Raw genomic sequence first — 12,211 nt, forward strand, 5'->3', positions numbered from 1 at the left:
CAATAAAATCATTTTATTCCGGCTGAATGCGGGCTAGTTGCCCTGCGCACGGGCCGTTTTTGGGTGGAGCAGCCGCCAGCCCCACAGAGCGACGGTCACGCCGATGAACGCGCCGAAGAGCACGTCCGACGGGTAGTGCCGCAGGGCGAGCACGCGGCTTGCGCCCACGGCCGCGGCCAGGGCGAAGGCGGGCATGCGCAACCGGGGCAGGAGCAGCCACAGGGCGGTCATGGACGAGAAGATGCGCAGGGTGTGCCCCGAGGGGAAGGAGGAGTACATGCCGCCCCCGGCCATGGGGAAGAAGCCGTACACGCCCTTGTTGAAGAGCAGCGGCGGCCGGGCTCGGCCGAAGAACTCCTTGAACACGTCGCCGATCAGCATGGCGCAGGCCACGGACAGGCACAGATAGAGCAGGCCGCGCGAGCGCTCCGTCAGCCCGTTTGTCAGACCGTCCACGGCCCCGACGATCAGCCCGGCGGCCACCATGACGTTGAAGAACAGGTGGTTGGCCGTCTGGGACAGGGCCTTGGCCGCAGCGTGCCAGGCCGTGCCACGCAGGGTCAGGGCCGCCTCGGCCACGGGCCGGTCCACGTACAGGTAGCAGGCCGCGATGAGCGTCGCCACGGCCAGGGCGGCCCATCCGGTGCGGATCAGGGTGGTGCGCATGGTTCGTCTCCTCGTTTGTTCCGGCGGGCGGCAGGGGCTCCCGGTCAGGCCGGGTCCACCAGCACGGCGGCTACGTCCATGACGTTGGTCCGTGTGGGGCCGGTCTTGAGCAGGGTGCCCGCGCCGTCCAGGAAGTGGTAGGCGTCGTTGTCGACCAGAGCGCGCCCGGCGGCCTCTGACCGTTCGCCGCAGGCCGTGTCCGGGAAGGCCATGCCCCCGGCCGCGTCCGTGGGGCCGTCCGTGCCGTCCGTGCCCAGGCTCATGGCCGAAATCCGCTCCCCGGCGTCCCCCAGGGCGGACATCTCCAGGGCGGCGGCCAGGGCCCATTCCTGGTTGCGGCCGCCCTTGCCGTTGCCCTTGATGGTCACCGTGGTCTCGCCCCCGGCCAGGAGGCAGACGGGCGGCCGGGACTCGCCCCCGCCCAGGCTGTACTTACCGGCCAGCCGGATGAGCCGCGCGGCCTGGTCGCGGGCCTCGCCCTCCATGGCCAGGTCCACCACCACCGGGGTGTAGCCCAGGTCGCGTGCGGCCGAGGCCGCGCCGTGAACGGCCATGGCGTTGCCCGCCACGATGGTGTTGCGCACCCGCCCGAAGCACGGGTCGCCTGCCTTGCGCGTCTCCGGGGCCCGTCCCGCGCAGCCGTCGGCCACGGCCCGGACCACGCTGTCCGGCATGCGGTGGCACAGCCGGTACTTGTCCAGGATGGCCTGGCAGTCCGGGAAGGTGGAGTCGTCGGGCGCGGTGGGCCCGGAGCCGATGACGTCCAGCCGGTCGCCGACCACGTCCGAGATGATCAGGGTGGCCACCGTGGCCGGGGCCAGGGTCTCGGCCAGATGCCCGCCCTTGAACCGGGACAGGTGCTTGCGGATGGCGTTGATCTCGCCGATGGCCGCGCCGCATTCGAGCAGCCTGCGGGTGGCCTCCTGCTTGTCGGCCAGGGTGACCGCGCCGAGCGGGGAGGGCACCAGGGCGCTGGCTCCGCCGGACAGGAGGAAGAGGACCAGGTCCCGCTCCCCGGCGTCCGCCGCACGCTCAAGCAGGGCGTCGGCGGCGCGCACCCCGGCCTTGTCGGGCACCGGGTGGCCGGATTCCATGACCTCGGTCCGGGCCAGGGCCAGGCCGTGGCCGTACTTGGTGGCCACCAGCCCGCTGTGCAGCCGGTCGCCCAGGATGTCCTCCAGGGTCGCGGCCATGGCCGCCGAGGCCTTGCCCGCGCCGAGCAGGAGCACCCGGTCGTAGTCGTTCAGATCATACTCCCGGCCGTCCACGGCCAGGACGTTCCCGTCTCGTTTCACGGCCGCCCTCAGGGCGGGGTCCGGGGCCACGGCCTGGAGCGCACCGTCGACGATGCGCAGCAGGCGGGCCTTTTTCTCGGCGTATGCGGTCATGTTCCCTCGGGGCTAGTCGTCGTAGATTTCGGGGTTGAGGCAGGTCTCGGGCCTGTGGCCCTTGAGCATGGCCAGCATGTTGCGGGCGGCCATCAGGGACATGTCCGTGCGCGCGGACTCCGTGCCCGAGCCGATGTGCGGCAGCAGGACCACGTTGTCGAGCTCTGCCAGGCCCGGGGTCAGGGCGGGCTCGTTCTCGTACACGTCGAGCCCGGCGCCCGCGATCTCGCCGGACTTGAGGGCATCGAGCAGGGCCTGCTCGTCGATGACCGGGCCGCGCGCCGTGTTGACGATGTAGGCGGTCCTCTTCATGCGCTTGAACGCCTCGGCGTCGAACAGGTGCCGGGTGCCGGGGGTCAGCGGGGTGTGCAGGGAGATGAAATCCGACTCCTCCAGCAACTCCTCGAAGGAGACCAGGCGTGCGTTGAGCTCCTTGTCCAGGGTCTCGTTGCGGCGGCCCGATGAGCTGGTGTACAGGACCGGCATGTCGAAGCCCCGGCTCATGCGGGCCATGGCCGTGCCGATGCGGCCCGCGCCGACGATGCCCAGCGTCTTGCCGGTCACGTCGCCGCCGATGAACTGCATGGGGCCCCAGCCGGACCAGGCGCCCGAGCGCATGACCGCGTCCGACTCGACCACGCGGCGGGCCACGCTGAAGAGCAGGGACCAGGCGCACTCGGCCGTGGCGTTGGTCAGCACGTCCGGGGTGTTGGTCACGGGCAGCCTGCGCCGGGTGGCCTCGGGCACGTCGATGTTGTCGAAGCCCACGGCGTAGTTGGCGTACCCCTTGAGGTTCGGGGCCGCGTCGAAGAATTCGGCGTCGATCCTCTCGGTCAGCAGGCCGATGACGCCCTGGCAGTCCTTGATGATTTCGAGCAGCTCCTCGCGGGGCACGGGAGCGTCGTTCGGGTTGACTTCCACCTCGGCCGCCTGGCGGAGCAGGTCGAGTCCCTGTTTGGGGATCTGCCGGGTGACGTATACTTTGGGTAGGTTCATTGTCGCCTCCTTGGTGTTCCCCCTAAGGATGCGGTCCATTGGCCGAGGAGTCAATGGGGGAACGGCAACAACGAAAAACCCCCTTGCAGGCAGGGCCTGAAGGGGGCTTTGCTATCGTGGTGCGCCCGGCACGATTCGAACGTGCGATCTTTCGGTTCGTAGCCGAATGCTCTATCCAGCTGAGCCACGGGCGCGCAAACGAAGTGAATGTCTATGCCCAAGCGTGGCTCCCGTCAAGGGATTTTTTTAGGAATTTTTCAGTTTAGTGGTGAAAATGTCCTCAAGCCCCGTGGCCAGGCGCGCCTCGACGCCGTTGACCCGGATGAGCAGGGCGTCGGGATGGCCCGCCAGATCGGCCATCTGCGGGAATTTCATCAGGAAGAGCTTGGTGATGGCCTCGGCGGTCTGCCGTTTTTTGATGGGCGAATAGACCCCCTGGATGCTCAGGGCCACTCCTTCCTCCCTCCGGTCTATCAGCAGGGAGATGTGGGGGTGCTCCCGGATGTTCCGGCATGTCTGCGAGGAGCCGGGGGCGAAAAGGTAGAATTTCATGGCCGCGTGGTCCGCGAAGAAGTACATGAGGGCGCAGTGCGGACGGATACCGTCCGAAGTGGCCAGCACGCACTTTTCTTCGCGGGTGATGAGGTCGTCGATCAGACGTAGTTTTTCCTTGCTCATGAAGTTGCTCTACGGCAACTTCATGCTGTCCGCCATTATAATGAATAGAGCATGATGCCGACACTCGAAGATAAAATCCTGCACACCGAAGCCCTGCTGTCCGAACTGCTGGAACAGGCCCTGGCCGGAGGCGGTCCGGAGCGCGTGCGCGTGGCCTGGACCGGGGGCAAGGACTCCACCGTGGCCCTGTTCGTCTGGAAGCTGCTGGTGGAGCACGCCGGGGCCGGGCCGGTGCGCGCCATCTCCCTGGACACCGGGTGCAAGTTCCCGGAGGCCCTGGCCTTCCGCGACCGCATGGCCGCCGAATGGAACGTGGACCTGCTCGTGGCCCGGCCCGAGGTGCCGCTTGACGGCTATCCCCTGGCCGCCGACCCGCTCGCATGCTGCCGCGAACTCAAGGTCGAACCGTTGAAAAAGGCGGTGCGCGACACCCGGACCACACACCTGCTGACCGGCATCCGCCGGGACGAGCACCCGGACCGCGCCGGGCGGCTCGAATTCGAACCCCGGAGCGACCCGGACCACACCCTGATCAACCCGCTGCTCGACTGGACCGAGACCGACATCTGGGCCTTCCACGCCCGTTTCGGCCTGCCCCATTGCGAGCTCTACGACCGGGGCTACCGCTCCCTGGGCTGCCAACCCTGCACGACCCTTCCGGACGGGCAGGGGGGCGAGCGGTCCGGCCGCTCCCGGGATAAAGAATTGATCATGTCCGCTTTAACCGGACTCGGATACTTTTAATCCCCAAAATTGTCCAAACAAGGACCACCCCGGAGGCCCCGCCAAGCGGGTCTTGTTCTTTTATTCACAAAATTCCGGACTTCTTTGGTGCCTATTTTTTCAAAAACGTCATTCGGTGCAAAAACGCGTGGAGATACGAGAACTTGCGAGGGTGAAAAGGATGGGGCAAAAGTCCGGTTTGGGTCTTGACCTGGGGGTTAACTTCACCTAAGGACAATTGTTTACTAGGCTAAGGGTAAAGTGCAAACGCACTGGCATTCGGTTGGAGGTGAACCGGCTGCCAGGTGCCTGCTGTACTCGTTCTTCATCTTCTGAAACGAGGTCTCTTCATGTCAAATCTGTTAGTGCTTCTCATCCTGCTGCCGGCGGCAGCGGCGATGGTCTGCTATTTCGTCCGGTCCATGGCCGTGCGGAAGCTGACCGTGCTCGCCACCGGAGGCATCCTGACGCTCTCGTCGTTGGGATTGCTTGCGCAGGGGACGTTTGCGCCGACCGAGGTCGGCTCATTCCTGGGCATCGGCAGCGATTTCCTGATCACGGTCCTGGATTTCGTCCTGCTCGGTGTCATCTACTTCTACGGTTACAAGAACAAGAACCTGCTCATCCAGGGATTCACCCTGGCTCAGGCGGTGCTGCTCGCCTGGTTCGAGTCGGTCATGGTCGGCCATGAGGCGGTTCCGGCCGTTGTCGGCGACCAGCTCTCCCTGATCATGGTCCTGGTCATCTCGATCATCGGCTCCCTGATCTGCATCTTCGCCATTCCCTACATGCAGGAACACGAGGAGCACCTGCACCTGAAGAAGACGCGCCAGCCGAGATTCTTCTTCTTCATGCTCATCTTCCTGGGCGCCATGAACGGGCTGGTCCTGTCCAACAACATGCTGTGGATGTACTTCTTCTTCGAAGTGACCACCTTCTGTTCCTTCATGCTCATCGGCCACGACGCCACCGAGATCGCCACCAGGAACTCGGTCCGCGCCCTGTGGATGAACGCCATGGGCGGGCTGGCCTTCGTCCTCGGCATGATGCTCGTATACTCCCAGGCCGAGACCCTGAACATCAGCGCCGTCCTGGCTCTGGGCTCCACCAGCGCGGTGATGCTCACCGGGCTGGCCTTCCTCTGTCTGGCCGGTTTCACCAAGGCCGCCCAGGTGCCGTTCCAGTCCTGGCTGCTCGGCGCCATGGTCGCCCCGACCCCAGTGTCCGCGCTCCTGCACTCCTCGACCATGGTCAAGGCGGGCGTGTTCGTGGTCCTGCGGTTCGCTCCGGCCTTTGCCGGGACCTTCCTGTCCACGGGCGTGGCCGTCTGCGGCGCGTTCACCTTCCTGGCCTGCGCCGCGCTCGGCATCGGCCAGTCCAACGGCAAGAAGATTCTGGCCTACTCCACGGTGGCCAACCTCGGCCTGATCATCTGCTGCGCGGGCATCAACACCCCGTTGGCCCTGACCGCGGCGATCATCCTGATCCTCTTCCACGCCATCTCCAAGTCGCTGCTCTTTTTGTGCGTGGGCACCATCGAGCAGTCCATCGGCTCCCGCGACATCGAGGACATGCGCGGACTGTACGGCTCGAACCCCCGCACGGCCCTGATCACCATCATCGGCATCCTGACCATGATGCTGCCGCCGTTCGGCGTGCTGCTCGGCAAGTGGATGGCCATGGAGGCCTCGGCCGACAGCAACATCTTCATCGTGGTCATGCTGGCCATGGGTTCGGCCATGATGGTCGTGTACCTGGCCCGCTGGGCCGGTTCCATGATGGGCTCCCGCGAGCCGGGCGCCAAGGCCGAATCCCAGCCCATGCTGACCCGGCTGCCGCTCATGACCCTGTGCCTCGGCGCGGTGGTCCTGTCCGTGGCCTCGCCGTGGATCTACAACTCCCTGCTGGCCCCCTGGATCGGCTCCGCGCCGTTCGTGGTCGGCTTCGGCTCCCTGGAATCCGCGCACGGCACCTTCGTGGTCGTGCCCCTGTTCCTGGTGCTCGGCCTGGGCCTGCTCTACGCGGTCAAGGCCGCCTCGGGCTACCGCAGGGTCAAGATCGTGCCGCCCTACGTCAGCGGAGCCAACTCGGCCGCCGGTGACGGCGCCTACGTCGGCCCCATGAACGGCGAAGTGCCGTTCTCCACCGGCAACCTGTACCTGGGCGAGATGTTCGCTGAAACCAAGCTCACGCCCATCTTCAACGCACTGGCGGTCGCGCTGATCGTCCTCATGCTGGGAGGGGCGCTCTAATGGAAACTCTCATTCTCGTCATCATCGGCCTCGTGGCCGCGCCGCTTTTGGGCGGCCTGATCGCCGGTCTGGACCGCCGGGTCACCGCCTGGTTCCAATCCCGCCAGGGTCCTCCGATCATGCAGGCCTTCTATGACGTGGCCAAGCTCTTCGGCAAGGAGAAGATGGTCGTCAACCAGTGGCAGATCCTCTGCGCCTGGGTGTACCTCATCGCCGCGGCCGTGTCCGTGGCCCTGTTCTTCGCCCAGGGCGACCTGCTGCTCGTCTTCTTCGTGCAGGCCATTGGCGCGGTCTTCCTGGTCATGGGTGCCATGGCCGCCAAGTCCCCGTTCTCCCAGGTGGGCGCGCAGCGCGAGTTGCTCCAGATCCTGGCCTACGAGCCGATCCTGATCCTGGTCTTCGTGGGCTTCTACATGGTCACCGGCAGCTTTTCCATCGACGCCATCTGGGCGCAGGATACGCCCCTGCTGGCCAAGATGCCGCTGCTCTACCTGGCGCTGGGCTACGCCCTGACCATCAAGCTGCGCAAATCCCCGTTCGACTTCTCGACCTCCCACCACGGACACCAGGAACTGGTCAAGGGCGTGCTCACCGAGTACTCCGGGCCCTACCTGGGGCTGATCGAGATCGCCCACTGGTACGAGACCGTCCTGGTCCTGTCCCTGTGCGCGCTCTTCTGGCACACCAACGTGGCCTGGATGGCGCTGCTGCTCGTGGCCACCTACATGCTCGAAATCCTGGTGGACAACACCATGGCCCGCATGACCTGGCGCTGGATGCTCAAGCGCGTCTGGCTGCTCGGCATGGGCATGTCCGTCGTTAACCTCATCTGGCTGTACGCGGGGTAAATCATGTTCGGATCATTCATCAAGAAATCTCGCGCCAAGTCACCGTGGATCATGCACTTCGACTGCGGTAGCTGCAACGGCTGCGACATCGAGGTCCTGGCCTGCCTGACCCCCCTCTACGACGTGGAGCGGTTCGGCATCATCAACGTCGGCAACCCCAAGCACGCGGACGTGCTCCTGGTCACCGGCACGGTCAACCACCGGAACAAGAAGGTGCTCAAGAACATCTACGACCAGATGCCCGAGCCCAAGGCCGTCATCGCCATCGGCGCGTGCGGCAACACCGGCGGCGTCTTCCGCGAGGCCTACAACGTCGTGGGCGGCGTGGACAAGGTCATCCCCGTGGACGTCTACGTCCCCGGCTGTCCGGCCAAGCCCGAGGCCATCATCGACGGCGTCGTGGCGGGACTGGCCAAGTTCGCCCAGAAAGTGGAAGAAGCCAAGTAGCTTCACGCGAGGTATATAATGCAAGGTAAAGTTATCGACGTGACCCTCGACACCATCGTCGGCGAGGTCATGAACATGAAGAACGAAGGACAGAGGCTGGTCACGTATTCCGCCTATCAGGAAGGAGACAAGATCGGCATCCTCTACCACTTCGACAAGGATCTGGAGACCACCCACCTGCGGCTCGTGGCCGACATGGACAAGCCCATCCCGAGCGTGTCCGGCGTCTACTTCGCCGCCCTGCTGGTGGAAAACGAAATCCGCGACCAGTGGAACGTCAAGTTCGACGGCCTGGTCCTCGACTTCAACCGTACGCTCTATCTCGACCCCGAGGTCACCCAGGTTCCCCTGGTGTCCAACGTCAAGATCGAGCCCAAGAAATAGGGGGCTGAAATGGCAACCACCGTTATACCTTTCGGCCCGCAGCATCCCGTCCTGCCCGAACCCGTCCACCTGACCCTCAAGGTCGAGGACGAGATCGTCAAGGAGGCCATCCCGGCCCTGGGCTACGTGCACCGCGGCCTGGAGAAACTGGCCGACATCCGCGACTACCACCAGATGATCAACGTCTGTGAGCGCGTCTGCGGCATCTGCTCCATGATCCACGCCGTCTGCTACTCGCAGGGCATCGAGGAACTCATGGGCGTGGAGGTCCCGGACCGCGCCAAGATGCTGCGCGTCATCTGGTCCGAACTGCATCGCTGCCACTCCCACCTGCTGTGGCTGGGCCTGTTCGCCGACGCCTTCGGCTTCGAGTCCCTGTTCATGCAGTTCTGGAAGGTCCGCGAGCGCATCATGGACATCAACGAGGCCACCGCCGGCAGCCGCGTCATCGTGTCCGTCAACGTCATCGGCGGCGTCCGCGCCGACCTCTCCACGGAGCAGATCCGCTGGATCCTGTCCGAGCTCGAGATCGTCGAGAAAGAGGTCAAGGCCATGCAGGACACCATCATGAACGACTACACGGTCAAGACCCGCACCGTGGGCGTGGGCGTGATGACCAAGGCCCAGGCCTGGGAACTCGGCGCGGCCGGACCGACCCTGCGCGGCTCGGGCGTGGCCCAGGACATGCGCATGACCGGTTACGGTGCGTACAACCTGCTCGACTTCGAGCCTGTGGTCGAGACCGCCGGCGACTGCTGGGCGCGTTCCACGGTCCGCTTCCGCGAAGTGCTCCAGTCCATCGACCTGGTCCGCCAGGCCGTGGCCAAGCTGCCCGAGGGCGAGCTGGCCGCCAAGGTCAAGGGCAATCCGCCCGAGGGCGAAGTCTACACCCGGGTCGAGCAGCCGCGCGGCGAGTGCGTCTACTACATCCGGGGCAACGGCACCAAGAACCTGGACCGGCTGCGCATCCGCACCCCCACGTTCGCCAACATCCCGCCGCTCCTGGCCATGCTGCCGGAGTGCGAACTGGCGGACGTGCCGGTCATCGTGCTGTCCATCGACCCGTGCATCAGCTGCACCGAACGCTAGGAGGACGCATGCTGTTTACACCCACCGTCATCAAGAACCTGCTCAAGAAGCCCGCCACCCGGAAGTACCCCTTCGAGGTGCGCGAGCCGTTCCCCAACTACCGGGGTGAGCTGGTCATCGACATCGACAAGTGCATCTTCTGCGGCATGTGCTCCCGCAAATGCCCCAGCCAGTGCATCACCGTGGACAAGGGGGCCGGCACCTGGCAGTGCGACCCGCACGCCTGCGTCTACTGCGGCCTGTGCCGGGACAACTGCCCGACCAAATGCCTGTCCATGAAGGACACGCACCGCAAGCCGGTTACCGAAAAGGTCGTCTGGATCGAACACGGCAACCCGCCCAAACCCAAGGTCAAATCCTCCGCCCCCAAGGCCGAGGCCAAAACCGAAGCCAAAGCGGACAAAAAGGACGACAAATAACCGTCCTTGCAATGTGAATAAAAAAAGCCCCCGCACACCGTGCGGGGGCTTTTTTTGCCTCCGGGGGCCGGGGGAAGGGGAGAAGGGAACCCTTTGAGAAAAGGGTTCCCTGTGCAACCGGAAACATGGGTAACACTTCTGCCCGGGTACATGGGTAACACTTTTATTGTTCGTCTACCGGTTCCGGGGGCCTGATCAGGCCCCCGGAACCGGAGGCGGGCAAGATGCCGAGCAGGACTGATCCGGCGTAGATGTTCAAGTCGCCGGCGCGGTTTTCCAGAAGGCCGATCAGACTGCCGGCCAGGCCCTGGCTGATGTACCGCCTGCGGCCCCTCCACTTGATTTCCCCGGTGTTTTTGACCCGCCGGACAGTGTGCTGTGCGGCGTATTGAAAGTCCGGTATTTCAGCTGGATATCTTCTCTCCGATCGGACGTAGACCTGGGCTGGGACGGCCATGCCCAACGCTTCATGGGGCCTGTTGTGGTTGTAGTGCCGACGCCAGGCGCGGAAGCGGCGCTGCTGTTGCCGCAGCCCTCTGCCCAGGCGGATTTCCCGCTTGAGGCTGCGGTGCATCCGCTCGTGCGCCCCGTTTTGTTGCGGCTTGCCCGGCTCGATAAACTCCACGTCGATCCCCAACCGCAGCCAAAGAGCACTCAGCCGGGACAGGCCGCCCGCTCCCGCCCCCGCGAACGGCGTTCCGTTATCCACGCGGATTATTTCGGGCAGGCCGAATCGGGCGAAAGTCCGGTCGAAGGCCTCCCGCGTGGGCGCGAAGGCGGGCCGGGACAGGGCCTCGCACCCCACGAGAAATCGGCTGTAACTATCCATAATCGTTAATGGATAGCAGGTGCTTCCGCAAAGCATCCTGAACCAGCCCTTGTAGTCGACGCTCCAGACGTGGTTGGGATGCTCGGGCTCCGTCAGCGTGCCTGGCCATTGCCGAAACCGGGCGTTGCGCCGCCTGCGCGCCTTGACCAGCCCCGCGTCCTTGAGGATGAGGGCGATGGTGCTGTGGGAGGGGGGCCGGAGCCCCCGATTGCGCAGCTCACCGGCGATCTTGCGCGGCCCGATGCCCGGCCACGCCTTGCGCAGGGCCACGACGGCCTCCCGCATTTCAACAGGCGTCCTATGCGGACAACCGCGCGGCCTCCTGGTCAGCTCCATGAATCCGAACTTGCCGAGTTCATGGTATCGTTTCAGCCACTTGTATCCTGTTTTTCGACTGATGCCGTACTTGCGGCACAATGCCGCCAGGGCCTCGGCGCCAAGCTGCGCCTCCATCACAAACAGCCATCGTTGATCCATAGGTTTGACCTCATTCCAGGGCATGGGCACCTCCAGGCTCTCATGCCCAAAGTGTTACCCCTGTTCCCGGGCTAATGTGTTACCTATGTACCCGGGCTGTACCCCCTTCTCCCCTTCTCCCCTTCCCCCGGCCCCCCATCCCCCCATCCCTCCTAAACTTTTTGTGCGCTTCGCGGAGGTGGTGGGGTGAGGGAGAGCGTGCGGTGACGCGTAGATATGGAGGTGGGGGCTGTAGTTGTTGAGGTACGCCAAGTGGCGTCCGCACGGCTTCCGCGAAGCGGCGACAAAAAGTTTTGAAGGGGAGTCCAGAGGGGAAACTTTTTCAAAGGGTCTAGACTAGAACAGAGGACTCTTCCGGAGTATCTTCAGGAGGACCATGTACATGTCCTTCCTGTGGTTGAATCGGAACTCACATTCCTTCAAATGTAAATTGAAAGTGGCTTTGGCAATGCCATGGAACTTAACAAGCCTTGTTTTTGCGAAGCCCCAAAAGCTCTCGATACCGTTAATGTGATTCGTCCCTTTAGCAAACTCGCCTTCCCCGTGGTCTATCCGAAAATGTTTCTGATAACCTAAGTCCACCAATCCATGATAAGAACGTAATCCATCAGAATGAATTACACTTTCAAGGTCTACCTTTCCTCGGATGATTCCTTGAAGGGTGGCTTTGGTGCAGTCTGGGACGATCTGCGTGTTGACGAATCCCCTTCGTTTCAAAATTCCGAAAACGACCGTTTTCCCATAGGCTCCACGGCCAACACGACCTTTCTGCCGACGCGGGCCAAAGAAGCTTTCATCAACTTCGATCGTCCCAGTGAGGGGGGATTGCGCTTCACAAAACTCGGCGATTCGCACTCTGATGGCATGTATATACCGATTGACGGTATTTCTATTTATTTTCGCCACCTTGCTTATCTGAGTTGCGTCCAAGTCGTAGCAAAACAGCCTGACCAGCTCCCTGGTTTTGGCTCCCGAAATTTTCGAACGATTTGCGTACTTGTTTTTTACCGGCATA

13 protein-coding genes and 1 tRNA gene are annotated in these 12,211 nt (G+C 63.8%); 7 read left to right on the forward strand and 7 right to left on the reverse strand.

The genetic code is table 11. The features are described 5' to 3' along the window. Positions 1-33: 33 nt before the first annotated feature. The 5 genes from ACR42D_RS03810 to ACR42D_RS03830 all read right to left on the reverse strand — a co-directional run bounded on the left by ACR42D_RS03810 (position 34) and on the right by ACR42D_RS03830 (position 3,728). Positions 34-666 (reverse strand): phosphatase PAP2 family protein, encoded by a 633-nt coding sequence (locus tag ACR42D_RS03810; protein WP_484565539.1) that lies wholly within the window; start codon positions 664-666, stop codon positions 34-36. A 44-nt stretch (positions 667-710) separates the two neighbouring features. Beyond that, positions 711-2,054, reverse strand: a complete 1,344-nt coding sequence (locus ACR42D_RS03815; RefSeq protein WP_484565540.1) for a glycerate kinase type-2 family protein — start codon at positions 2,052-2,054, stop codon at positions 711-713. Between the two features lie 12 nt (positions 2,055-2,066). After that, positions 2,067-3,050, reverse strand: a complete 984-nt coding sequence (locus ACR42D_RS03820) for a 2-hydroxyacid dehydrogenase (RefSeq protein WP_484565541.1) — start codon at positions 3,048-3,050, stop codon at positions 2,067-2,069. A 117-nt stretch (positions 3,051-3,167) separates the two neighbouring features. Then, a tRNA-Arg gene (locus ACR42D_RS03825) sits at positions 3,168-3,244 on the reverse strand. Between the two features lie 52 nt (positions 3,245-3,296). Continuing rightward, on the reverse strand, positions 3,297-3,728 hold the full coding sequence (locus ACR42D_RS03830) for a pyridoxamine 5'-phosphate oxidase family protein (protein ID WP_484565542.1): 432 nt from the start codon (positions 3,726-3,728) through the stop codon (positions 3,297-3,299). A gap of 54 nt (positions 3,729-3,782) precedes the next feature. Between ACR42D_RS03830 and ACR42D_RS03835 the strand changes: the two genes are divergently transcribed. The 7 genes from ACR42D_RS03835 to ACR42D_RS03865 all read left to right on the forward strand — a co-directional run bounded on the left by ACR42D_RS03835 (position 3,783) and on the right by ACR42D_RS03865 (position 9,890). Continuing rightward, positions 3,783-4,472 (forward strand): phosphoadenosine phosphosulfate reductase family protein, encoded by a 690-nt coding sequence (locus tag ACR42D_RS03835; protein WP_484568435.1) that lies wholly within the window; start codon positions 3,783-3,785, stop codon positions 4,470-4,472. A 329-nt stretch (positions 4,473-4,801) separates the two neighbouring features. Then, positions 4,802-6,703, forward strand: coding sequence for an NADH-quinone oxidoreductase subunit 5 family protein (locus ACR42D_RS03840; protein WP_484565543.1), 1,902 nt, complete (start codon positions 4,802-4,804; stop codon positions 6,701-6,703). Then, positions 6,703-7,551: a respiratory chain complex I subunit 1 family protein gene (locus ACR42D_RS03845; protein ID WP_484565544.1), complete on the forward strand. Its 849-nt coding sequence runs from the start codon at positions 6,703-6,705 to the stop codon at positions 7,549-7,551. Before ACR42D_RS03840 ends, ACR42D_RS03845 begins: the two co-directional genes overlap by 1 nt. A gap of 3 nt (positions 7,552-7,554) precedes the next feature. Then, positions 7,555-7,998: an NADH-quinone oxidoreductase subunit B family protein gene (locus tag ACR42D_RS03850; protein WP_484565545.1), complete on the forward strand. Its 444-nt coding sequence runs from the start codon at positions 7,555-7,557 to the stop codon at positions 7,996-7,998. An 18-nt stretch (positions 7,999-8,016) separates the two neighbouring features. Beyond that, on the forward strand, positions 8,017-8,382 hold the full coding sequence (locus tag ACR42D_RS03855; protein WP_484565546.1) for an NADH-quinone oxidoreductase subunit C: 366 nt from the start codon (positions 8,017-8,019) through the stop codon (positions 8,380-8,382). Positions 8,383-8,391: 9 nt separating this feature from the next. After that, entirely contained in the window at positions 8,392-9,471 is a 1,080-nt protein-coding gene (locus ACR42D_RS03860) for a hydrogenase large subunit (protein WP_484565547.1), read from the forward strand. Positions 9,472-9,479: 8 nt separating this feature from the next. After that, a complete protein-coding gene (locus ACR42D_RS03865) occupies positions 9,480-9,890 on the forward strand; it encodes a 4Fe-4S binding protein (protein ID WP_484565548.1) in 411 nt (136 codons plus the stop codon). A 163-nt stretch (positions 9,891-10,053) separates the two neighbouring features. Here ACR42D_RS03865 and ACR42D_RS03870 read toward each other — a convergent pair whose 3' ends face one another. Then, the gene (locus ACR42D_RS03870) at positions 10,054-11,196 is read right to left on the reverse strand and encodes an IS481 family transposase (protein WP_484565549.1); all 1,143 of its coding nucleotides are present in this window, start codon (positions 11,194-11,196) and stop codon (positions 10,054-10,056) included. Positions 11,197-11,532: 336 nt separating this feature from the next. Then, on the reverse strand, positions 11,533-12,210 hold the full coding sequence (locus ACR42D_RS03875; RefSeq protein WP_484565550.1) for an IS1595 family transposase: 678 nt from the start codon (positions 12,208-12,210) through the stop codon (positions 11,533-11,535). Position 12,211 lies beyond the last annotated feature (1 nt).

The organism is Pseudodesulfovibrio sp. lm2024, assembly GCF_051175575.1.
Lineage (GTDB): Bacteria > Desulfobacterota > Desulfovibrionia > Desulfovibrionales > Desulfovibrionaceae > Pseudodesulfovibrio > Pseudodesulfovibrio caledoniensis.